Below are 22,838 nucleotides of genomic sequence, written 5' to 3'. Positions count from 1 at the left end.
CTGGCGTGCCTGCACAATGCAGGGACAGGCATTTGCCTGCCTTCTTCGTTGCTGGCCCCACCTCTTGCCCCATGACCACCATCCATCTTCGCCCCGAACTGCCTGGCGATGCATCTGCCATCGAAGCGGTGACCATCGCCGCCTTTGCGCATGCCGCGCATACCTCCCATACCGAGCAGTTCATCGTGCGCGAACTGCGAGCCCTGGGGCAGTTGACGGTGTCCCTGGTGGCCATGGAGCAGGGCGCTGAGGTCGATGGGGATCTGGATGGTGAAGTGGCGGGTGTCGAGCGCATTGTCGGGCATGTCGCGGTCTCGCCCGTCACCATCGCTCCGGCGCCTGCGGGCGGCACCTGGTATGGCCTGGGGCCCCTTTCCGTGCTGCCGCCCTACCAGGGCCAGGGCATCGGGTCGCAGCTCATGCGGCTGGCGCTGGAGCGGCTGCGTGCCCTGCCGCAGGCGGCCGGCTGTGTCGTACTGGGAGAACCTGCGTATTACACGCGCTTCGGCTTTTGCGGGGAGCCCGCGCTGGTGCTGCCGGGCGTGCCGCCCGGGTACTTCATGGCCGTCGGGTTCGCGGGGCAGGTGCCCGCCGGCGTGGTGCAGTACAGCGCAGCCTTCGACGCCACGGCGTGACGATTATTCCAGCGTGACGACCACTGGTGCGTGGTCACTCGGCTGCGGGTTCTTGCGCGGGGCGCGGTCCACCACGCAGGCCGTCACGCTGGCGCGCAGGGCCTCGCTGACCAGGATGTGGTCGATGCGCAGGCCCCGGTTCTTCTGGAAGCCCAGCATGCGGTAGTCCCACCAGGAGTAGATCTTCTCGGGCTGCTCGAACATGCGGAAGCTGTCCGTGAGGCCCAGCTCCAGCAGCGCCTTGAAGTGGTCGCGCTCTTCGGTGGTGTGGTGGATGGTCTCGCGCAGGCCCACCGGGTCGTAGGAGTCGCGGTCTTCGGGCGCCACGTTGAAGTCGCCCACCAGGGCCAGCCGGGGGTGGGCCGCCATCTCGGCGCGCACCAGGTCCTGCAGGGCCTGCAGCCAGCGCATCTTGTAGGCGAACTTTTCCGAGCCGGGCTCCTGGCCGTTGACGAAGTAGCCATTGATCAGGCGCAGCGGGCCGGTGGGCGTGTTCAGCGTGGCGATGATCACGCGCGCCTGCTCGTCTGCATGCGCCGGGATGTTGCGCACCACGTCCGCCAACGGGTGGCGGCTCAGGATGGCCACGCCGTTGTACGTCTTCTGGCCAAAGGCCACGGCCTCGTAGCCGGCTTCCTTGAAGGCGTCGTGCGGGAATTTGTCGTCGGTGAGTTTCAACTCCTGCAGGCCGATGGCATCCACCGGGTTGGCGGCCAGCCAGGCCAGCACCTGGGGCAGGCGCACGGAGAGGGAGTTCACGTTCCAGGTTGCTATCTTCATCACCATCATCGGTCCTTGCTAGTTCAATCTCCATCGCTCGCGGCGACGGCATTGGGGTGCATCCTATCCGCGATTGGCACAGAGGGCTTCTCCAGCATCGCAAGCCGGTTCGGGTTGCCACTTCACGCGACCAAAGTGCATATGCTGGACATATGCAGATGCCCTGAAAATACTATTGGATTTGATGACGCTGCAGGCTTATCGTTGCGCCAAATTACAACGCTGGAGACAAGCCTTGCCACTCGATCCCCCACTGCTGCAAGCGGCCGCAGCACGGCCCGCCGCCTCTGCGGGCCAGATACCTTTCCCACGCATCTGCTCGCGTGCAGGCCTGAGAGGCTGAGAGTCTTTCGTCCATGCCCGCCTTGCACGCCAAAACACCCTGGCTCGTCGTTGCAAATGCTCGCCATAGCCCGAGCTATGGCTGCGCTTTGCGCCTAGATCCAGAGCGTTGTGACGTGCCTTTCGGGCACGGTCAAAAAACTCTCAGCCTCTGAGCCCTGACCACGGGTAGCGCGGAGCTCTGCGCAGCTGCCCGCCAGGCCTCGCGCCTGTTTCTTCCCCATTCACCGCCTCTCATTTCGCATTCCGTACCGGAAGGGCATCGCCATGTCTACGCCAAACGCACCCCACATCCTGCAGCAGATCTTCATCCTCGCCACCGGCCATGCTGCGTCGGCCAGTTTGCTCTCCGAATTCGAGGCGGTGGTCGCCGCTGACGGCCACTACGGCCGGGTGGCCGCCGCCTTCGAGGCGGCCGTGGGCCAGATGGCCGCCAGCCGGGGCGTCGGGGCGACGGTGCAGCAATTGGCGCTCAACGGCCTGGGGGTGGTGCTCTCGGCGGACGACGGCCTGGCCATCGCGCGGCTGGCGCAGGAGCAGGGCCTCACCACCTGGGCCAAGCTGATGGATTTCCTGGTCCAGGCCGACTTGGGCATCTACACCGCGCTGGACCACCGCGCCGAAGCGGCCAACGCCTTCAACAGCGCGCTGGCCAGCCAGAACAAGGGCGCGCTGTTCACCGGGGAGGGCGTGGCGGCGGCCGTGCATACCCTGCTGCAGGGCATTGGCGCCACCGATGCCAGCGCGGCCATGGGCATCAGCGGCGTGCAGGCGCTGGCCGGCAGGCTCACCGCCGCCGGCATCCAGGGCCATGTGGCCGATGGCTACGTGAAGGGCGCCACCGTGTTTGCCGACGCCAATGGCAACCACCGGCTCGATGCGGGCGAGTGGTCCACCACCACCGATGGCGCAGGCGGCTTCACGCTGCCGGCCAGCGTGCAGGGAACGCTGGTGGCCTCCGGCGGCACCGACCTGCTCACCAACAAGGCTTTCAAGGGAATGCTCACCGCACCGGCCGGCAGCACGGTGGTGAACCCCATCACGACCCTGGTGCAGGCGCTGATGGACAAGGGCGGTGCCACCACGACGGTGGAGCAGGCCATGGCCCTGCTCGCCAAGGTGCTGAACCTGCCGGCCGGCATCCACCTGCTGACCTACGACCCGCTGGCCGTGCTGGCCAGCAGCAGCGCCAGCGCCGCCGAGAAGGCCGTGGCCCTGGGCTACCAGAAGGTGGCGGTGGCACTGGTGAACGTGGTTGGCATCGGCGCGGCCGCGCTGGATGCGGCCGAGGCCAAGGCCGGGCAGCCGGGCGTGGCCACGCCGCATGCGGGCCAGGCCGGCGCGGCAGCGGGCACGCTGATCGCGTCCCTGGCGGATGCCCTCGCCGGCGCGGCGGGGGGAACCGGCGGCGTGGCGAACCTGTCGGACGCCACCTTCCTGCGCGCCATCGTGGCGGATGCCGCGGGCGACTATGGCCTGCGGCTGGATGCCACCAGCCTGGACCTCATCGGCAAGGTGGTGGATGCCGCCAACGATGCGGTCGGCGCGGCCAGCACGGTGGCCGTGCTGGGCCAGGTGGCCGCTGCGGCCACCGATGCGGCGGGCTCGGTGGCCACGGGCAACTTCCAGGCGGCGGCGAATGGCTTCACGGGGCCGGCCTTCACGGCCGTGGTGCAGCAGCAGGCCGTGGGTGAACTGGCGCCCGGGGTGTCTGCCGGCCAGGGCAGCAACCCGCCACCGGCATCCGGTGGCGGCGGTGACGCGGGCGGCGGCACGCCAGCCCCTGTGGACACGCAGGCCCCGGTGCTGACCATCACGAGTTCAGCGGCCGCGCTCAAGACCGGCGGCACCGCGAACATCACGTTCACCTTCAGCGAAAACCCGGGTGCGAGCTTCACCGCGGCGGACATCACGACCGCTGGCGGTACGCTGGGTGCGCTGAGCGGCACGGGTCTGGTGCGCACGGCGACTTTCACGGCCACGGCGTCCGCCCACCTCGACGCGGGCGGGCACATTGTGGTGGCCAAGGACAGCTTCAGCGACGCGGTCGGCAACAAGGGCGCGGCCGCGGCCGTGGACATCGCCACGGTGTTCAACCCGGTGCTGTTCGTGGGCAACAGCGCAACCTTCGCGCGCATCGACCCGGCCATGTCGTACAACACCTACGATGCGGCCACCAACCCCTTCGGCGTGCATGACCTGACCTCGCCAGCCAATGGCGGGAGCTTCACCAACCTGACCGGTGCCAACCTCTACGAACCGCACCCCTGGGGTGGCGTGGCGGGCCTGTTCGACAAGTTCGCCGACCAGGTGGGCCTGGGCTACGACGTGTCGCTCTCCACCCGCAATGCGGCCACGCTCAAGGGCCACTACCTGAACTCCTCGGCGGCCGGTTGGGACATGCGCGGCAACATCGCCAGCCAGAAATGGGAGCTGGTGGTGCTGCAGGACCAGACGGACGAACCACTGCCCTCGGGCTTGGGCTCCATCACCTTCGCGGCGGGCAGCGCCACGGCCAACCTGGTCATCACCCCCACGGCCGACGGTGCCAAGGAGTACGACGAAACCCTGGCGCTCAAGCTGGCCGCCTCGGCCGGCAACTACCGCGTGGGCACCAGTTCCGCCGTGGGCACCACCCTCCTCAACGACGACCCCACTGCGCCCGCCACCAACCCGGCCCTGGCCACAGTATCGCTGGCAGCCAGCCCCGGCCAGGTGACCGAGGATGGCACGGCCAACCTGGTCTTCACCTTCACGCGCACCGGTCCCACGACCAGCGACCTGGTCGTGAATTTCACGGCCGTTCGCGATGGCAGCACCTCGCCATCGGTCTCGACCACGGTGTCTGCCAGCCAGGACCTGGAGATGTACACCACCGCCTCGGGCGTATTTTCGGCATCGGGGGGCGGCGGCACATCGCCCTACCGCTTCAGCAGTGGCAATGGCTTTGCCACCAGCGCCGACACGGGTGCCCCCACGACCACGGGAAATGTCTCGTTCACCTCCAACACGGGCTCCATCACCATCAAGGCGGGGCAGACTTCGGCCAGCATCACCCTGGACCCGCATGCCGACAGCACGGTGGAGGCCGACGAGGCCATTCGCCTCACGCTCACCAGCACTGGCTCCGACTACAACCTGGGCACGCTCGGCGCCGTCAGCGGCACCATCGTCAACGACGACTTCGCCGCCGGCACGGACACCAGCCTGCCCAACGTGACCCTGGGCCTGAGCTCGGCCGCGGGCGTGTACGAGAACGCCGGCCAGAACCTGGTCTATACCTTCACGCGCAGCGGCGACACGAGTGCCGCGCTCACGGTGAACTTCACGGCCGACGGTACGGCCACCTACTTCGCGGCGGATCCGTCCCAATCGGACTTCGGCATCTCCGCGAATGCCACGCTCACCACCACCTCGGGCGCCAATGCCGACATCGGCGAGTTCCAGAAGTACGCCACAGCGATCGAGAACTTCGTGCATACCGGCGCAGCCGACAGTGCCACCCAGCCGGGCACCACGATCGCGGGCAACCCGAACGCCGATGCCTCGACCGACATGTACCTGTATGCCACCTGGGCCCGGCCCGACATGGTGGCCGGGGCCTACGACATGCTCACTTCGCGCACCCTCAATGGCGCCGGCGCCTATGAGGGCACGGGGGACATCAGCCGGTCGGACACGCAGGCCACGGCCTACTACCTCACGCTCGAGGGCATGACAGCCGACCTGCAGAGCGCCTACGCCAACCTGGCCGCCGTCAACCCCGACTTCGTGGGGGTTGCGCCGGTGGGCACGGCCTTCATGACCGCCGTGCAGAATGGCCTGGCGATCCGCGACCCCTACACGGAGACGGGCGGAACAAGCGTGTCCGGCGGCGGCAAGATCAACCTGTGGCACGACGACAACCTGCATGCGAGCAAGTACGGCTCCTACCTCTCGGGCCTGGTGCTGTTCGAGACGCTCACCGGCCTCGATGCACGCTCGCTGGGGGCGGGCGACAAGGTGGCGAGCGACCTGGGCATCGACCCGGCCACGGCCGTGGCGCTGCAGAAGGTGGCTTCGGCCACGATGGGCTTCAACCAGGGCTACCAATGGAGCGCCCCCGGCAAGGTGGCCGACCTGGGCGGCACCAACGCCACGGCCACGCTGGCCACGGCCGGGGGCTTCAGCTTTGCAGACCCGGCCTTCGCGGCGCACACGGTGAGCGTCACGCCCACGGCCGGCGCCCTCGGCACGCTGACCGCCCAGGTGCGTTCCGACGGCCACACCGGCCAGGTCAACTGGCTCTATACCGTCGGCAACCAGACCATCGACCCGCTGCTGGCCAGCGGCCAGCAGCGCCACGACCAGTTCACCGTGACCCTGGACGACGGCTATGGGCACCTGAGCACGCGCCTGGTCGATATCACGCTGGTGGGCTCGGCGCTCTGAGCCATCCCGGGATGGGGTGCGATGCGCAGCAAGCTGTGCTCCGCGTCACAGCCTTGGCGGCCGCACCGGCCTATTATTTCCTTGCCGGCCTCCAAGCGGCATCCCCTCTTGCGACAAGCAAGTTGCTGCCCGCCTCCGTGCGGGCTTTTTTTTGCCGACCTGGCGGGTGCTGAACTTCTGGGCGCCTGGCGGTTCAGACAGCGGGGCGCGACGGTGCGAAGCGGGCGATAGCGGCCCGGCCCCTTGCCGCAACCTCCCGAAAAGAAAAAGGAACAAGCAAACATGAGCAGCAGATTCATCAGAACCCTGGCCGCGGCCGCAGCGCTGGCCGGCGCATCGGGCGCCGCCATGGCCGCAGGCGGCCCGCTCGACGGTGTCTACCAGTGCGCGGTGGCCGGTACCGGCGTGTTCGTCACCGTGAGCGGCCAGCCCAGCGGCCCCTCGATGTTCACCATCGCGGCCCTGGGCCCGGCGAATTCGCTGTACGGATACGGCATGGGCACGGCCACGGCCTCGTCGTTCACCGGCACCACCAGCTTCAACCTGCCGTTCACGCTGTCGGTGAGCCAGGGCAACCTGATCGGCAGCATGGGCGTGCTGCAGGGGAGCACGGCTGCCCAACTGCCGGTGAACTGCGCCAAGCTGTTCTGACCTTCCGCTTGCGGCGCGGCCCTCGGTCATTGAAGGCTCGGCGATTTTCCACTTCGCAGCTACATTGATCTCGGGAGGCATCGCATGGCATCCGTTGGTATGGGCTGGCTCAACGCCGCAGGTATGTTGCTCGGGCTGTTGCCGGCATTGAGTGCCAGTGCCGGCCCCACTGCTGCAGATACTGCAGACCAGTGGATTGAAGTGCAGCGGCTGCACAACGACGCGGCTTACGACAGGGCATGGCCACGGGCCGACTACTTGGTGCGTAGTGAAGCGCAGTGGCTGGAGGTCTGGGCACAGGGCCAGGGCGAACCGGATCCTCGGGTTACGCGCTCTGGGGGCGGCAGGCCCATCGTGGACTTTGAGCGCTTCATGCTGGTGGGTATTTCTCGGGGCCTGCAAGGCCATGGCTGCTCCGGCCTGTACATCGAGGATGCTGTCGAACGAAGCAGCGAGATCGAGGTCCGCTTTGTGTATCCGGGGGCTGGAGACCATCTGCCTGGGCAGCCCTTCAAGGTATGCACGGCGGTTGTGACCAGGCTGGTGGATTGGGCTTTGCTTCCCCGGAGCGCCAAGCCAGTGCGTTTCGTGATGGTGACGAAGTGATCAGCGCCTGCGCTCCAGCGTCACGAAGCTGTAGGGCAGCCCGTTCGTAGAGGTATGCGCGCTGCGCGCCGTCTCGTGCCAACTGGCATCGAGCACGGGTGCATGGGCATCGCCCTCGAAGTCCTGCGCAATCTCGGTGAGTTCAATGCGGTCGGCCAGGGGCTGGGCTTCGGCGTAGACCTGGGCGCCGCCGATCACCCACACTGTCTGGCCGGCGCTCGCGTGCTGCAGGGCCTCCTGCAGGCTGGCGGCGCGCACCGCTCCCTCGGCATGCCAATCGGCCTGGCGGGTGATGACGATGTTGGTGCGGCCCGGCAGCGGCCGAAAGCGCGGCGGCAGCGAGTCCCAGGTCTTGCGGCCCATGACCACGGGGCAGCCCTGGGTCAGGGATTTGAAGTGCGCCATGTCCTCGGGCAGGTGCCAGGGCAAGACATTGTCCTTGCCGATCACGCCGTTGGCGGCGCGCGCGTAGATCATATGTAGAGGCATAGCTAGTTGCTCCGGCTGTAGAAGGCGGGTTCGGTCACGCCTTCTTAGATGTGCAGGGTTGCCAGCACGCCGACGGCGAGGCCAATGCCTGCCACGCCGTACATGCCGTACTCCAGCCACTTCTTGCGGGTGAGCAGGGCAATCGCGGCCAGGGCGATCGCCACCTGCAGCGCCGTGGTGGCCTGGGCCCAGCGGTGGTGCTGGTGCATCTGCTCTTCGCTCTGGCGGTCGAACTTGTGGCTGTCGGCCTCGAGCTTTTCCGCGGCGACCTTGATCTCGTTCTTTTCGGTCTCGTAGCGGTCCATCTTGGCCTGGTAGGTGGCCTTGCGGTCATCGGGCGCCAGGTCGCGGGCCAGTTCGGCAAGGGACTGCTTGGTGCTCTTGGATTGGAAGTAGTTCCACTGGTTGGAGGCCTCGGTCTTCTTGATGGCCGCGTCGTTCTTGAGCAGGCCGGCATTGGCCTGCGTGGCGCCACCCATGTACGCGAAGATCGCGCCCACCGTGGCGACGAGGGCCGTGAACATGGCGATCTTGCTCATGGACGAGCCGCCGCTTTCCTTGCCGTGGCTGCTTGCGTGGTCGTCGCCATGGCCCTGGGTGGCATGCTCGACTGCGTGGTCGTGGGGGCCGTGTACGTGAAATCCGCCGGAAGACATAGTGGGTGCTCTTTGTAGTTCGTGAAGGGAGACAGGGAATGTCAGGCAGGGCGCAGCGGCACCTGCGCTGCAGGAATCATGGGAAGGCGAGGGGGGTCAGACCGCGACTGGGGCCTTGATGGCCGGGTGGCACTGGTAGTCCAGCACTTCGAAGTCCTCGAACTGGTAGTCGAAGATGCTGTCCGGCCGGCGCTTGATGTGCATCGTGGGATAGGGGTAGGGCGTGCGTGCCAGCTGGGTCTGCACCTGCTCGTGGTGGTTGCTGTAGATGTGGCAGTCGCCGCCGGTCCAGATGAAGTCGCCCACGTTCAGGTCGCACTGCTGGGCCACCATGTGGGTCAGCAGTGCATAGCTGGCGATGTTGAAGGGCACCCCGAGGAAGATGTCGGCGCTGCGCTGGTAGAGCTGGCAGCTCAGGGTGCCGCGGCCGCCGGGCTCCTGCGCGGGTGCCACGTAGAACTGGAAGAAGGCGTGGCAGGGCATGAGCGCCATCTTGTTGAGCTCGGCCACGTTCCAGGCGCTCACGATGATGCGGCGCGAATCGGGGTTGGACTTGAGTGTCTTGATCACATCGCTGATCTGGTCGATGTGGCCGCCGTCCGGCGTGGGCCAGCTGCGCCATTGCACGCCGTACACCGGGCCCAGGTCTCCATCCTCGCGCGCCCACTCGTCCCAGATGGTGACGCCACGCTCCTTGAGCCAGTTGTTGTTGCTCGACCCCGTGAGGAACCACAGCAGCTCCTGGATGATGGAGCGCAGATGCACCTTCTTGGTGGTGACCAGCGGAAAGCCTTCTTTCAGGTCGAAGCGCATCTGGTGCCCGAACACGCTGCTCGTGCCCGTGCCCGTGCGGTCGGACTTGTGCACGCCGTGCGTGAACACGTGGCGCATGAAGTCCTCGTACTGGGAGCGCACGGGGCGGGTGGGCAAGGAAGTGGCTGCCACGGCGGCAGAAGGCTGGGTCATGGGATCGATCACTCACGGTGGGGCGCAGCCACCAGAGGATGGCCGTTGCCGACTGCGGATTTTATGCGGAGCGGGAGAATAGGGCGTCTGCCTTCCATCCTGCACCTTCGCCATGACAACTTCTGCCGCGCCCGTCACCATCCGCCCTCTCGAAGCCGCCGACTGGCCCACCGTGTGGTCCATCCTGCGCGCGACCTTCCAGGCAGGGGACACGTATTCCTTTGCACCGGACAGCACCGAGGCCGAGATCCACAAGGCCTGGGTGGAACTGCCTGCTGCCACCTTCGTCGCCTGCGGCGTGGGTGGGGAGATTGTGGGCACCTATTTCATCAAGCCCAACCAGACCGGGCTGGGCGCCCATGTGTGCAACTGCGGCTATGTGGTGGCGCCGGCGGCGCAAGGGCTGGGCGTGGCTTCGCTGATGTGCGAGCACTCCCAGCGGCAAGCCGTGGCCATGGGCTTTCGGTCCATGCAGTTCAACCTGGTGGTGGCCAGCAACGTGCGCGCCGTGCGGCTGTGGCAGCACCTGGGCTTTGCCGTGGTGGGCACGCTGCCGGGCGCCTTCAGGCACCGCAGCTTGGGCTATGTGGATGCCCACGTGATGTTCAAGACGCTGGTGGACTGAGCTTCTTGTGCAAACAACAAAGGCCCCGAAGGGCCTTGCTGAGGGTTGGCGACAGGGGCCATGGCCCGAGTACCAGGGGGAAACACTTCCACATGGTGGCGGCACCCACGACCGTGAGATACCACCACCATGGGAAGGCCCGCATTCTTTACATCGAGCTGATTTCGCCCGAAGGGATCTGGCCCAGGCGCACGGCTTCGGCAGCCGCTGCACGCACGGCAGCGCGGTCAGCCGTCGACTTGTAGGTCACGACGCGCGAACCTGCTGGCTCGATGCTGCGCGTCTGTGCCACGGTGGCAGCTTCGGCAGCCACTTCGGCGCGGGTGCGGTTCGTATCGAACTTCAGTGCGAACTGCGAGGAGTCGGCTTCGTCAGCCTGGGCACCGAAGGAAACGAAAGCGGCAACAGCGGCCAGGGAGAGGAAACGTGCGGTCTTGTTCATGGTGATCTCGATTCTTGATTTGATTGGAGGTAGGGGGTCTGTTCAATCCGGGGCGGCTTACAGAGCTCCGATTTCGCCGGAAGAAATCTGGCCGGTGCGCACAGCATCAGCAGCCTGGGCACGCACGGCAGCGCGGTCGGCGGTGGACTTGTAGGTCACGACACGCGAACCAGCAGGCTCGATGCTGCGGGTCTGGGCCACGGTAGCGGCTTCAGCGGCCACTTCGGCGCGGGTGCGGTTGGTTTCGAACTTCGTGGCGAATTGCGAAGCATCGGCTTCGTCGGCTTGGGCGCCGAAAGAGGCGAAAGCGGCAACAGCGGCGATGGAGAGGAAGCGTGCGGTCGTGTTCATGATGAAAGTCCTTAAAGGTAAAAGCGTCTCAAGAAAACCGGAGCAAAAACAACTTCGAACCGGGTTCGGTGAGTCGCCTTGCGGGTTCGGCTCATCGATGGGTTGAACTGTACGCCGCAGGTGATCAAAGAAAAACCACCTGGTCGCGAACTGACTGTTCCAGTTTTGGAAATAGTCGATAGCGCACAGCAGGGGCATCCGGTCCAGGTGTGTGTCGCTCCCCGCAAGGCTTGGCGGGCGCTTCGGGCCGACAATACGCATACCCAGTTGACGCATCTAGGTATAAATCCTGAGATTCTGGCGAAAATTAGTATGTGTATGGGTTTTCAAAGTATCAACTGAGCATCTGAGCATCGGTATCGTTCAGTCCACCAATGCCAGCCATTCGACCGGCGTTGAGTGGCAGATCCATACCAACTACGCAGGAGACGTTTCGATGCCCCGTTCCACCCGTCCACACACCCGCCTGGCCCTGGCCGTTGCCGCCCTGGCGGCATCGCTGTGCGGCGCCGCTGCGCATGCGCAGACCGAACTCGTGATTGCCACCGTGAACAACGGCCACATGATCGAGATGCAGAAATTGAGCAAGAACTTCGAGCAGGCCAACCCCGACATCAAGCTCAAGTGGGTCACTCTGGAAGAAGGCGTGCTGCGCCAGCGCGTCACGACCGACATCGCCACCAAGGGCGGCCAGTTCGACGTGATGACCATCGGCATGTACGAAGCCCCCATCTGGGGCAAGAAGGGCTGGCTGCAGGAGCTCAAGACCGACGCCGCCTACGACGTGGACGACCTGCTGCCCGCAGTGCGCAATGGCCTGTCGATCGATGGCAAGCTGTTTGCCGCCCCGTTCTACGGCGAAAGCTCGATGCTGATGTACCGCAAGGACCTGGCCGACAAGGCCGGCGTGCAGGTGCCCGAGCGCCCCACCTGGCCCCAGATCAAGGACCTGGCCGCCAAGATCCACGACCCCAAGAACGGCGTGTACGGCATCTGTCTGCGCGGCAAGCCGGGCTGGGGTGACAACATGGCCTTCCTGACCACGCTGGTCAACACCTTCGGCGGCCAGTGGTTCGACATGCAGTGGAAGCCGCAGCTCGAATCCAAGCCCTGGAAGGACGCCATCACCTTCTACGTGGACCTGCTCAAGAACTACGGCCCGCCCGGCTCGTCGGCCAACAGCTTCAACGAAATCCTGGCGCTGACCAACTCGGGCAAATGCGGCATGTGGATCGACGCGACCATCGCTGCATCCTTCGTGAGCGATCCCAAGCAGTCCAAGGTCGCCGACCAGATGGCGTTTGCCCAGGCCCCCACCATGAATACCCCCAAGGGCGCCAACTGGCTCTGGTCGTGGAATCTGGCCATTCCCGCCGGTTCGAAGAAGGTGGACGCTGCGCAGAAGTTCATCACCTGGTCCACCAGCAAGGAGTACGTGCAGCTCGTGGCCAAGACCAACGGCTGGGCCAACGTGCCCACCGGCACCCGCAAGAGCACCTACGCCAGCCCCGAGTTCCAGAAGGCAGCGCGCTTTGCCGCGGCCGAGAAGGTGGCCATCGACTCGGCCAACCCGACCGATTCGACCTTGCCCAAGAGCCCGTATGTGGGCGTGCAGTTCGCGGCGATTCCTGAGTTCCAGGCCATCGGCATCGCTGTGGGCCAGCAGATGAGCGCGGCCCTGGCCGGCAAGACCAGCGTGGACGCGGCCCTCAAGGCCAGCCAGGTCTCGGCCGATCGCGAAATGAAAAAGGGCGGCTATTACAAGTAAGCCGCCAGCGGCCACTGGGGGCTGATCGAAGCCTGTGACTCCTCGCCGCACAGATGTGCGGCGGGGAGTTCCACCTCGAAACGCCCACTGCATCCGCCAACGCCCATTGCATTGCCGGCCCGCCGCCGGCAACGCCAGATTTCTCCCGGGATCCCCATGAACCGCCTGCTTCCCCGCCTGCTGCTCACGCCAGCCATGGCCACGCTCTTCCTGTGGATGATCGTGCCGCTGGTGATGACGATCTACTTCTCGCTGATCCGCTACAACCTGATGCAGCCGGACCAGACCGGCTTTGCCGGGTTGGAGAACTTCGAGTACTTCGTCACCGACCCTTCGTTCGGCACGGCGGTGGTCAACACGCTGCTGCTGCTCGGTAGCGTGATCCTCATCACGGTGGTGTTCGGTATCGCCATCGCGCTGCTCATCAACGAGCCGTTCGCGGGCCGGGGCATCGTGCGGGTGCTGCTGATCTCGCCGTTCTTCGTCATGCCCACGGTGAACGCACTGATGTGGAAGAACATGATGATGAACCCCATCTACGGCGTGCTCGCGCAGGTGTGGATGTTCTTCGGCGCGCAGCCGGTGGACTGGCTCACGGACTTGCCGCTGTTCTCGGTGATCGTCATGGTGTCCTGGCAGTGGCTGCCGTTCGCCACGCTGATCTTCATGACCGCGCTGCAGAGCATGAACCACGAGCAACTCGAAGCCTCGCGCATGGATGGCGCCAACTACCTGCAGCAACTGCGCTACCTGTACGTGCCGCACCTGGCGCGCTCGGTGGCCGTGGTGGTGATGATCGAGCTGATCTTTTTGCTCAGCATCTTTGCGGAGATCTACACCACCACCGGCGGTGGCCCGGGCGATGCGAGCACCAACGTCACCTTCCTGATCTTCAAGCAGGCGCTGCTCAACTTCGACGCGGGCGTGGCCTCTGCCGGCGCGCTGTTCGCGGTGGTGCTGGCCAACATCGCGGCGGTGTTCCTGATCCGCATGGTCGGCAAGAACCTCGATAAGTAAATACAAGAAGAAGGACCACCGACATGACCACCCGACGCCGATCCTCCTACCCCCTGGGCCTGCTGGCCCTGCGCACCGTGGCTGCCTGGGGCGTGGCCCTGTTGCTGTTCTTCCCGCTGGCCTGGCTGCTGCTCACCGCGTTCAAGACCGAGCTGCAGGCCATTGCCGTGCCGCCGCAGCTGTTCTTCGTCCCCACGCTCGAAAACTTCCACGAGGTGCAGGAGCGCAGCGACTACCTGCTGTACGCCAAGAACTCGGTCATCACCAGCGTGCTCTCGACCGTGGTGGGGCTCATGCTGGCCGCACCCGCAGCCTACGCCATGGCCTTCTTCAAGGGCAAGTACACCAAGGACATCCTGATGTGGATGCTCTCCACCAAGATGATGCCCGCCGTGGGCGCGCTGGTGCCGATCTACGTGCTGGCGCAAAAGAGCCACCTGCTCGACACGCAACTGGTGCTGATCATCGTGTTCGCGCTGTCCAACCTGCCCATCATGGTGTGGATGCTGTACTCGCACTTCAAGGACATCCCGCGCGAGATTCTGGAGGCCGCACGCATGGATGGCGCCACCCTGTGGCAGGAAGTGCGCCTGGTGCTGCTGCCCCTGGGCATGGGCGGCCTGGCCTCCACCGGCCTCTTGTGCCTGGTGCTGTCGTGGAACGAGGCCTTCTGGAGCCTGAACCTGAGCGCCGCCAAGGCCGGCACGCTGGCCACGCTGATCGCCTCGTACTCCAGCCCCGAGGGCCTGTTCTGGGCCAAGCTGTCGGCGGCCTCGCTGATGGCGATTGCGCCCATCGTGGTCTTTGGCTGGTTCAGCCAGAAGCAACTGGTGCAAGGCCTGACCTTTGGCGCCGTGAAGTAGCGCGCAGCTCTCCCATCTAACGCAATCAAGTTTTCAGGAACCCGATTCCATGGCCTATCTCCAACTGCGCGGCATCGAGAAATTCTTCGGTGAGCACCGCGCCATCAAGGGCATCGACCTCACCATCCAGCAAGGCGAGTTCATCGTCTTCGTCGGGCCCTCGGGCTGCGGCAAGTCCACGTTGCTGCGCCTGATCGCGGGGCTGGAGAACATCGACGGCGGCTCGCTCATGCTCGACGGCCGCGACATCACCGACCAGCCCTCCAGCAAGCGCGACCTGGCCATGGTGTTCCAGAGCTATGCGCTGTACCCGCACATGAGCGTGTACGAGAACATGAGCTTCGCGCTCAAGCTCGCCAAGGTGGATCCGGCCATCGTGCGCGAGAAGGTCGAGCGCGCCGCCGCCATCCTGAACCTCACGACCTACCTGGAGCGCACGCCCAAGGAACTGTCGGGCGGGCAGCGCCAGCGTGTGGCCATCGGCCGTGCCATCGTGCGCGCGCCCAAGGTTTTCCTCTTCGACGAGCCGCTGTCCAACCTCGACGCGGCGCTGCGCGGCCAGACCCGCGTGGAGATCGCCAAGCTGCACCGCGACCTGGGCGCCACCACCATCTACGTCACGCACGACCAGGTGGAGGCCATGACCCTGGCCGACCGCGTGGTGGTGCTGCGCGACGGGCTCATCGAGCAGGTCGGCACGCCGCTGGAGCTGTACGACAAGCCTGCCAACCAGTTCGTCGCCCAGTTCATCGGCACGCCGCAGATGAACGTGGTGCCCTTGCAGCAACTGCCCGCGCCGGTGCAGCAGCAGGCACCGGCGGGTGCAGTGGGCGGTGCCATCGGCCTGCGCCCGGAAAACATCGCGGTGCGCAGCACCGGCACGACGCCGGTGAGCGGGCAGGTGGACCTGATCGAAGCACTGGGCGCCGAAACGCTGATCTACGTGAGCACGCCCGGCGGTGCGCAGTTCGTCTCGCGCCAGAACGACCGCACCGGCCTGCGTGCGGGCGATGCGGTGAGTCTGGACATCGACGCTTCGCAGGCGCACTGGTTCGACCCGGCAGGCCACGTCGTGGCGGGGCAGGGCGCGTGACCGCCGCGCATCCTCTGCAAGGGCAGGTGGCTGCCATCACCGGCGCGGCCTCGGGCATCGGCTTTGCCAGCGCGAAGGCCATGGCGGACGCCGGTGCGCGCGTGGTGCTGATCGACCGCGATGAAACCGCACTGGCCAGGGCCTGCGCGGCCATTGGCGAGCGCGCTTCGCCGCTGGTGCTGGATCTGCTCGATGCGAAACAGTGCGCAAGCCTGCTGGCGCGCACGCTGGCCATCGCCGGCCAGCTCGACATCTTCCATGCGAATGCGGGCCTCTACGTGGGCGGAGATCTGGTCGACGCCGACCCCGACGCCATCGACCGCATGCTGCAGCTCAACGTCAACGTGGTGATGAAGAACGTACACAACGTGCTGCCCCACATGATCGAGCGCGGCCGCGGGGACATCATCGTCACGAGCTCGCTCGCCGCCCATTTCCCGACGCCGTGGGAGCCCGTCTACGCCTCGTCCAAGTGGGCCGTGAACTGCTTCGTGCAGACCGTGCGCCGCCAGGTGTTCAAGCACGGCATCCGCGTGGGGGCCATCTCTCCGGGCCCGGTCATCACCTCGCTGCTGGCCGACTGGCCTGCGGAAAAGCTCGAAGAGGCCAAGGCCAATGGCAGCCTCATCGAGGCCGCCGAAGTGGCCGAGGTGGTGCTGTTCATGCTCACCCGGCCACGCGGCATGACCATCCGCGACGTGGTGATGATGCCCACGAATTTCGACCTCTGAGACCTCTCTTCTTCGCATTCACGCACCATGAATTTCATCCTGCACCTGGGCCTGGGCTCGTTCCACCGCGCCCACCAGGCCGTCTACGTTCACGAACTGCGCCAGTTGGGCCAGCCCCAGGATGGGGGCTGGGCCATCGTCGGCGGCAACCTGCGTCCCGACATGGCCGAGACCATCGCGGCGCTGCAGGCCCAGGGCGGGTGCTACACGCTGGAAACCGTCACGCCCCAGGGCGAGCGCAGCTACACCCGCATCGAATCCATCGAGCGCGTGATTCCCTACCAGGACGACCTGGCGCCCCTGATCACGGCCGGTGCCGATGCCGCCACGCGCATCATCTCGTTCACCGTGACCGAAGCGGGCTATTACCTGGATGCCGACAACCAGCTCGACTGGTCCACGTTCCCGGACCTGCGCGCCGACCTCGCAGCCGTGCAGGCCGGCCAGGCGGGCCACAGCATCTACGGCGCCCTGGTGAGCATCCTGCGCGCGCGCATGCGCGCCGGTGCTGGCCCTGTGACGCTGATGAACTGCGACAACCTGCGCCACAACGGCGAGCGCTCGCGCGGCGGCCTGCTGCAGTTCATCGACGCGCTGGGCGATGCTGCGCTCAAGGCCTGGGTGCTTGCGAACACCAGCAGCCCCAACGCCATGGTTGACCGCATCACGCCGCGCCCCACACCCGACGTGGCCGAGCGCGTGAAGGCCGCCACCGGCTGGGACGACAAGGCGGCGCTCATGGGCGAGAGCTTCATCCAGTGGGTGATCGAGGACCAGTTCATTGCCGGGCGCCCCGCATGGGAGAAGGTGGGCGTCGAGATGGTGGACTCGGTGCAGGCCTACGAGGAGGCCAAGATCCGCCTGCTCAACGCCACCCACAGCTGCATCGCCTGGGCGGGCACGCTGGCGGGCTACCGGTACATCCACGAAGGCACGCACGATGCCGCCATCCGCCAGATGGCCTACGACTACGTGACCGACGATGCGATCCCCGTACTGCTGCCGTGCCCCATCAACCTGGAGCAGTACCGCGACGTGGTGCTGGACCGCTTTGGCAACCCCGCCATTGCCGATACCAACCAGCGCGTGGCCATGGACGCTTTCTCCAAGATCCCGGGCATGATCGCACCCACCATCCGCGACCAGTTGGCGCGCAAGGGTTCGTTCGATAGCGTCGCCATGCTGCCTGCGCTGTTCCTCGCCTACCTGCAGCGCTGGCATGCCGGACAGATCCCCTACGACTACCAGGACCAGGCCATGGACCCGGCCGTGGCGCACGCGATCTGCGATGCGGCCGACCCGGTCGCCGCATACGCCGCCGATGCGACGCTGTGGGGCGAGATGGCCTCCGACCCGCGCCTGGTCGCCACGTTGCGCCAGGCCTTCGCCCGCGTCCAGGTCTTCGTGGCCGAGCGTGCAGAGCGCGGGTGATTGATGTAAGTTGAGCGGCTTGTCCACAGGAATGACGCCATGACCGTGAAGACGACACCTGTCTCCCCACGCCAGACCAAGCCCGAGCTGGAGCACGACTATGTGCGCTCGCCCGAGCTGGGCTATGAGCCGCCGGAAACCGTGGGGTTCATCCGCTGCCTGTCGCACGGTTTTCCCACGCCGCTGGCGCGCTGGCATTACCACGATGAGTACGAGCTGCACCTGATCACTGCCACCTCGGGCAAGGTGTTCGTGGGCGACTGGATCGGCCAGTTCCAGCCAGGCCATCTGGTGCTGACCGGGCCGCGCCTGCCGCACAACTGGATCAGCATGGACCTGCCCGAGGGCGGCGTGCCGCTGCGCGACCTGGTGATCCAGTTCTCGCATGCCCCGCTCATGGCCAGCAGCGAAAGCATCCCCGAGCTGCGCGAGGTGCTGCCCCTGCTCGAGCGGGCCCGCCACGGCATCGAATTCTTTGGCATGGAGGCACAGGCGCAGGAGCATTGGCAGCGCATCAAGGCCCGCCAGGGGCTGGCCCGGTTTGGCGCGTTCTGCGAGTTCCTGAGCGACCTGGCCCGCTGTACCGACTTTCGGCTGCTGTCGAGCACCCAGCTGCAAAGCGAGGACAACGACACCCAGCTCGACCAGATCAATGCCGTCGTGAGCCGCATCACCGACCACCTGGCCGAGCCCCTGTCGGCCGCCGACCTGGCGCAGGAGCTGGGCATGACCGAGAGCCGCTTCTCGCGCTTCTTTCGCCGGGCCACGGGCAACACCTTCACCGACTTCGTGAACCTGGTGCGCGTGAACCGCGCCTGCCAACTGCTCATGGAGTCCGAGCGCTACATCACCCACATTGCCTACGACGTGGGCTTCAACAACATGGCCAACTTCAACCGCCGCTTCCTGGACATCAAGGGCATGACGCCCAGCGAATACCGCAAGCAGGGTGCGGGTCGTTTCGGGATCAAGGCATGACAGTGTTTTTCCCCCGTGTTTCAGGATTAGCGCATGTACCTCGGCATTGATCTGGGCACCTCGGGTGTCAAATTGCTGCTGCTGGGCGAAGACCAGCAGGTGCACGCCGTGGCCGATGCGCCTGTGCCCCAGCACCGCCCCCAGCCGACCTGGAGCGAGCAGCACCCGGCCCACTGGCTGGCCGCCACCGAAACCGCCGTGGCCCAGCTGCGTGCGCAGGCGCCCGCCGCGTGGGCACAGGTGCGCGGCGTGGGCCTGTCGGGCCACATGCACGGCGCCGTGGTGCTGGGCGCGCAGGGCGAGGTGCTGCGCCCTGCCATCCTCTGGAACGATGGCCGCGCGGCGGCCGAATGCATTGCGCTGGAGCAGGCCGCGCCCACCTCGCGCGAAATCACCGGCAACCTGGCCATGCCCGGCTTTACCGCACCCAAGCTGCTGTGGCTGCGCAAGCACGAGCCTGAAGTGTTTGCGCGCATCCGCAGCGTGCTGCTGCCCAAGGACTGGCTGCGCCTGCAGCTCTCGGGCGATGCGGTGAGCGACATGTCCGATGCGTCGGGCACCCTGTGGCTGGACGTGGCCCGCCGCGATTGGAGCGACACCCTGCTCGCCGCCTGCGGCCTGACCCGTGCCCACATGCCGCGCCTGGCCGAGGGCAGCGATGCCACCGGCGTGCTGCGAGCCGACGTGGCCGCCCGCTGGGGCCTGCCTGCCGGTGTGGTCATGGCCGGTGGCGGGGGCGACAACGCCGCCAGTGCAGTGGGCGTGGGCGCACGGCAGGCAGGGCAGGGCTTTGTGTCGCTGGGTACCTCGGGCGTGGTGTTCCGGGTGTCCGACCGGTTCGCGCCTGCCACCGAGCGTGCAGTGCATGCCTTCGCCCACGCGCTGCCTGGCCGCTGGCACCAGATGTCCGTCATGCTCAGCGCCGCCAGCGCCTTCGGCTGGCTGGCACGCATCACCGGGCAGCCCGAGGCCCAGCTGTCCGCCGCCGTGCAGGGCATGGGCCTGGCGCGCCATGCACAGGCCCCGCTCTTTCTGCCCTACCTGAGCGGCGAGCGCACGCCCCACAACAATGCCGCAGCCACCGGCGTCTTCATGGGCCTGCGCGCCGAGCACGATGCCGCCGACATGGCCTGCGCCGTGATGGAGGGCGTGGGCTTCGGCCTCATGGACGGGCTGCAGGCCATGCAGGCGGCTGCGGGCGACGAGGCGGGTACATCCAACACCTCCCTCGCCCTGGTCGGCGGCGGTGCCCGCAGCGATGCCTGGGCCCAGTTGCTGGCCAGCGGCCTGGACTGCACGCTGGAGCGCCCGGACGGCGCCCATGCAGCCGCCGCGCTGGGCGCCGCGCGCCTGGCCGCCATGGCCTGCGGAGGCGACGAAGCCCTGTGGTGCCAGGGCCTGCCAGCCGAGGCCCGCTTTGCCCCCCAGCCCGCGCAGCAGGCCCTGCTGCAGGAGCGCCATGCGCGCTTCAAGGCGCTGTACCCTGCGCTGCTGCCCCATTTCTGAACCGTTCTTTGTCCATGTCCATACATTCTCCCGTGCAGGTCGCCATTGCCGGCGAAGCGCTGATCGACCTCATCCGCCGTGCCGATGGCAACTACGAGCCCTGCCTGGGCGGTGCGCTCTACAACCTGGGCCGGGCGCTGGCGCGCCAGGGTGTGGGCACGCAGTACCTCAACCCCCTGTCACGCGACCGCTGGGGCCGTGAACTCGCGGCGCAGCTCGCGGCCGATGGCGTGCAACTGGCCCTGCCCACACCCGTGGGCGAGGTCACCTCGCTGGCCGTGGTCAACCTCACCGAGCAGGGCCACCCCGACTACGCCTTCTACCGCGAAGGCGTGGCCGACCGCACCGTGAGCCCAGCGGGGCTCAACGCCGCCTGTGCCGCCCACGGTGAGGCACTGCAGCTGGTCTGCACTGGCGCCCTGGCCCTGGATGCGCGCGATGCAGCCATCTACCTGCCCTGGCTGCAGGCCCAGCGCGCCGCGGGCCGCTGCGTGGTGGTGGACGCCAACCTGCGCCCCTCCGTCATGCCCGACCTGCCCGCTTACCGCGCACAGGTCCACGCCGCCCTGACCGAGGCGCACATCATCAAGGCCAGCGACGAAGACCTGGACCACCTGCAGGTGCCCGGCACCGGTACGCTGGAGCGCGCCCGCCACCTGCTGGCTGCCAACCCCCGCGCCCGCCTCATGGCCCTGACCCTGGGCGGCGAGGGCGCCTGGCTGCTGCAGCAGCAAGGGGAGGGTGCTGACCAGTGGTTTGCCAAGGAAGCCCAACCCCTGGCCGTGGTCGATACCGTGGGCGCAGGCGACAGCTTTCTCGCGGGCCTGCTCGCTTACCTGCTGCGCGCCCATGCGCAACAGGACCGTTCGGCACCTGCGGGCATGGCCGACTTCATCGCGGCACTGCCAGCCGCCGTGTACCAGCAGGCCCTGCGCCACGCCCTGGCCAGCGCCAGCCTGTGCGTGCAGGAGCGCGGCTGCGTGCCGCCAAGCTGGCAGGTCGCGCAGGACTGGGCTGCGCAGCACCCTGCGCTGGGCCAACAGCCCTGAACGGGGCTTTCAGCCGCAATGGGGGGTAATCGGCCGTCAGGCCTTGTCGGCTTTGCCGGCAGCGCTGGCCAGCTTGCTGAGCATCCGGTCCGCCAGCCAGGGTTGGCGGTCTTCATCCTCCGCCAGCTCCTTGCGGCGGATGGCGTTGCGCACGACGATGGAGCCCACGAAGCGCAGTGGCTCCGGCGGGAATTGGCCCAGCGGGCCGCTCGTCAGCGGGCTGCGCGTCCACGCGTTGTCCTGGTCCAGCACCAGGGACGACAGGATCTGCCCCCCCATGTAGGTGGGGCCGACGCCATTGCCCGAATAGCCGAAGCCATAGTAGATATGCGGCGCACCGTTGAAGCGGCCGAAAAATGGAAACCCCGTCACCGAGCGGTCCGACGGCCCGTTCCAGCTGGCGGTGATCGGCGTGCTGCGCAGGCTTGGGAAGAACGAATGCAGGGCGCGCGTCAACTCGGCCTCGTAGGGCGAGCGCTCGTCGAACACCCGCGCCATGCGACCGCCCCAGGCGAAGGTGTTGCCGCCCTTGCCCAGCATGAGGCGGCCGTCTATGGTGCTGCGGTAGTAGTACACGAAGGTGCGCGAGTCGAGCACCGAGACGCCGTTGTCGAGCCCGATGGCCTTGAGCAGGTCCGGGCATTTCTCAGTGATGACCATATCGCTCGACACGATGGCGATGGTGCGCTCGAACTGGGCAAAGGCGCTGGCCATCCATGCATTCATCGCCAGCACCAGCTTCTTCGCCTTGACCGTGCCGCTCGGTGTGCGCACCACGGTGGGTTGGTCGTTGGTGAAGTCCAGCATCGGGGTGCGTTCATGGATGCGGATGCCCATGGCAAGCGCCACGCGCCGCAGCCCGCGCACCAGCTTGCCCGGATGCACGGTGGCCGCAACCGGCGAGAACACCCCGGCCAGGTTGCGCGCCGAGCCGGACCGCGAGGCCACCTCGTGTGCAGGCAGGTGCTGGTAGGAGTGGATGCCCCGCGCCTCCAGCGCCTGCACCATCGGATCCAGCGTGCCGATCTGGGCCTGTGACGTGGCGGTGTACAGCGTACCGTCCTGCCGAAATTCTGCGTCGATGTCGTGCGCCCGGCAGAAGTCGCCGATGTGCCCCACGGCCGCCTCCGATGCCTTGACCAGGCGCACCGCCTCGGCTTCTCCAAACAAGCGGTGCAGCGTGAGGAACTTGGCCGACCAGGTGAGCAGGCAGCCGCCATTGCGCCCGCTTGCGCCGGCTCCGCAAAGGTCGCTCTCGAGTATCACGATATCGAGTTCGGGGGCCTGCAGCTTGGTCTGGATGGCCGTCCACAGGCCCGTGAAACCACCGCCGACGATGCATACGTCGGCGCTGTGTTCACCCTGCAGGGCTGGGGCCAGGTCGCCGTCGATGAAAAGCGCTTGTTCGATCCAGAAGGGACGCATGGG

21 protein-coding genes are annotated in these 22,838 nt (G+C 66.8%); 14 read left to right on the top strand and 7 right to left on the bottom strand.

Going from position 1 to position 22,838, the window contains the following annotated elements; translation table 11 throughout:
- Positions 1–71 precede the first annotated feature (71 nt).
- Positions 72–635, top strand: coding sequence for a GNAT family N-acetyltransferase (locus AC0IZS_RS32460; RefSeq protein ID WP_471639416.1), 564 nt, complete (start codon positions 72–74; stop codon positions 633–635).
- A 3-nt stretch (positions 636–638) separates the two neighbouring features.
- Here AC0IZS_RS32460 and xth read toward each other — a convergent pair whose 3' ends face one another.
- Positions 639–1,415, bottom strand: coding sequence for an exodeoxyribonuclease III (gene xth / locus AC0IZS_RS32455; RefSeq protein WP_471639415.1), 777 nt, complete (start codon positions 1,413–1,415; stop codon positions 639–641).
- Positions 1,416–2,024: 609 nt separating this feature from the next.
- Between xth and AC0IZS_RS32450 the strand changes: the two genes are divergently transcribed.
- The 3 genes from AC0IZS_RS32450 to AC0IZS_RS32440 all read left to right on the top strand — a co-directional run bounded on the left by AC0IZS_RS32450 (position 2,025) and on the right by AC0IZS_RS32440 (position 7,445).
- Positions 2,025–6,188 carry an Ig-like domain-containing protein gene (locus AC0IZS_RS32450; RefSeq protein WP_471639414.1) on the top strand — a complete coding sequence of 1,388 codons (4,164 nt, stop codon included), beginning with the start codon at positions 2,025–2,027 and terminating at the stop codon, positions 6,186–6,188.
- Positions 6,189–6,470: 282 nt separating this feature from the next.
- Positions 6,471–6,839, top strand: coding sequence for a hypothetical protein (locus AC0IZS_RS32445; protein WP_471639413.1), 369 nt, complete (start codon positions 6,471–6,473; stop codon positions 6,837–6,839).
- Between the two features lie 84 nt (positions 6,840–6,923).
- On the top strand, positions 6,924–7,445 hold the full coding sequence (locus AC0IZS_RS32440) for a hypothetical protein (protein ID WP_471639412.1): 522 nt from the start codon (positions 6,924–6,926) through the stop codon (positions 7,443–7,445).
- Here AC0IZS_RS32440 and AC0IZS_RS32435 read toward each other — a convergent pair whose 3' ends face one another.
- The 3 genes from AC0IZS_RS32435 to AC0IZS_RS32425 all read right to left on the bottom strand — a co-directional run bounded on the left by AC0IZS_RS32435 (position 7,446) and on the right by AC0IZS_RS32425 (position 9,556).
- The gene (locus AC0IZS_RS32435; RefSeq protein WP_471639411.1) at positions 7,446–7,934 is read right to left on the bottom strand and encodes a dihydrofolate reductase; all 489 of its coding nucleotides are present in this window, start codon (positions 7,932–7,934) and stop codon (positions 7,446–7,448) included.
- A gap of 44 nt (positions 7,935–7,978) precedes the next feature.
- The gene (locus tag AC0IZS_RS32430) at positions 7,979–8,590 is read right to left on the bottom strand and encodes a DUF4337 domain-containing protein (RefSeq protein WP_471639410.1); all 612 of its coding nucleotides are present in this window, start codon (positions 8,588–8,590) and stop codon (positions 7,979–7,981) included.
- A gap of 96 nt (positions 8,591–8,686) precedes the next feature.
- Positions 8,687–9,556 (bottom strand): thymidylate synthase, encoded by an 870-nt coding sequence (locus AC0IZS_RS32425; RefSeq protein WP_471639409.1) that lies wholly within the window; start codon positions 9,554–9,556, stop codon positions 8,687–8,689.
- 112 nt (positions 9,557–9,668) lie between these two features.
- On the opposite strand from AC0IZS_RS32425, the gene AC0IZS_RS32420 reads away from it, so the two are divergent.
- A complete protein-coding gene (locus tag AC0IZS_RS32420; RefSeq protein ID WP_471639408.1) occupies positions 9,669–10,181 on the top strand; it encodes a GNAT family N-acetyltransferase in 513 nt (170 codons plus the stop codon).
- A 148-nt stretch (positions 10,182–10,329) separates the two neighbouring features.
- On the opposite strand, the gene AC0IZS_RS32415 is transcribed toward AC0IZS_RS32420, so the two are convergent.
- Together AC0IZS_RS32415 and AC0IZS_RS32410 are read right to left on the bottom strand one after the other, a co-directional pair.
- Positions 10,330–10,623, bottom strand: a complete 294-nt coding sequence (locus AC0IZS_RS32415) for a DUF4148 domain-containing protein (protein ID WP_471639407.1) — start codon at positions 10,621–10,623, stop codon at positions 10,330–10,332.
- Between the two features lie 57 nt (positions 10,624–10,680).
- Positions 10,681–10,974: a DUF4148 domain-containing protein gene (locus tag AC0IZS_RS32410; RefSeq protein ID WP_145699468.1), complete on the bottom strand. Its 294-nt coding sequence runs from the start codon at positions 10,972–10,974 to the stop codon at positions 10,681–10,683.
- Positions 10,975–11,410: 436 nt separating this feature from the next.
- On the opposite strand from AC0IZS_RS32410, the gene AC0IZS_RS32405 reads away from it, so the two are divergent.
- From AC0IZS_RS32405 to AC0IZS_RS32365, 9 genes are all read left to right on the top strand, one after another.
- Positions 11,411–12,742 (top strand): ABC transporter substrate-binding protein, encoded by a 1,332-nt coding sequence (locus tag AC0IZS_RS32405; protein ID WP_145698074.1) that lies wholly within the window; start codon positions 11,411–11,413, stop codon positions 12,740–12,742.
- Between the two features lie 156 nt (positions 12,743–12,898).
- Positions 12,899–13,759: a carbohydrate ABC transporter permease gene (locus tag AC0IZS_RS32400; protein WP_471639406.1), complete on the top strand. Its 861-nt coding sequence runs from the start codon at positions 12,899–12,901 to the stop codon at positions 13,757–13,759.
- Between the two features lie 23 nt (positions 13,760–13,782).
- A complete protein-coding gene (locus AC0IZS_RS32395) occupies positions 13,783–14,622 on the top strand; it encodes a carbohydrate ABC transporter permease (protein WP_057269637.1) in 840 nt (279 codons plus the stop codon).
- Positions 14,623–14,671: 49 nt separating this feature from the next.
- Complete coding sequence (locus tag AC0IZS_RS32390; protein ID WP_471639405.1) at positions 14,672–15,715, top strand: ABC transporter ATP-binding protein; 1,044 nt, start codon at positions 14,672–14,674, stop codon at positions 15,713–15,715.
- Positions 15,712–16,446, top strand: coding sequence for an SDR family oxidoreductase (locus AC0IZS_RS32385; RefSeq protein ID WP_471639404.1), 735 nt, complete (start codon positions 15,712–15,714; stop codon positions 16,444–16,446). Before AC0IZS_RS32390 ends, AC0IZS_RS32385 begins: the two co-directional genes overlap by 4 nt.
- A gap of 27 nt (positions 16,447–16,473) precedes the next feature.
- Positions 16,474–17,877 (top strand): D-arabinitol 4-dehydrogenase, encoded by a 1,404-nt coding sequence (dalD, locus tag AC0IZS_RS32380; RefSeq protein ID WP_471639403.1) that lies wholly within the window; start codon positions 16,474–16,476, stop codon positions 17,875–17,877.
- Between the two features lie 39 nt (positions 17,878–17,916).
- Positions 17,917–18,855: a helix-turn-helix domain-containing protein gene (locus AC0IZS_RS32375; protein WP_057269633.1), complete on the top strand. Its 939-nt coding sequence runs from the start codon at positions 17,917–17,919 to the stop codon at positions 18,853–18,855.
- Between the two features lie 33 nt (positions 18,856–18,888).
- A complete protein-coding gene (gene xylB, locus AC0IZS_RS32370; RefSeq protein WP_471639402.1) occupies positions 18,889–20,361 on the top strand; it encodes a xylulokinase in 1,473 nt (490 codons plus the stop codon).
- A gap of 14 nt (positions 20,362–20,375) precedes the next feature.
- The gene (locus AC0IZS_RS32365; RefSeq protein WP_471639401.1) at positions 20,376–21,410 is read left to right on the top strand and encodes a carbohydrate kinase family protein; all 1,035 of its coding nucleotides are present in this window, start codon (positions 20,376–20,378) and stop codon (positions 21,408–21,410) included.
- A 36-nt stretch (positions 21,411–21,446) separates the two neighbouring features.
- On the opposite strand, the gene AC0IZS_RS32360 is transcribed toward AC0IZS_RS32365, so the two are convergent.
- Positions 21,447–22,835 (bottom strand): FAD-dependent oxidoreductase, encoded by a 1,389-nt coding sequence (locus tag AC0IZS_RS32360; RefSeq protein ID WP_471639400.1) that lies wholly within the window; start codon positions 22,833–22,835, stop codon positions 21,447–21,449.
- Positions 22,836–22,838 lie beyond the last annotated feature (3 nt).

It is taken from the genome of Acidovorax sp. AC410, from assembly GCF_979253235.1.
Note: the sequence above shows the minus strand (reverse complement) of the source record. Positions and strands in the feature narration are given on the sequence as shown.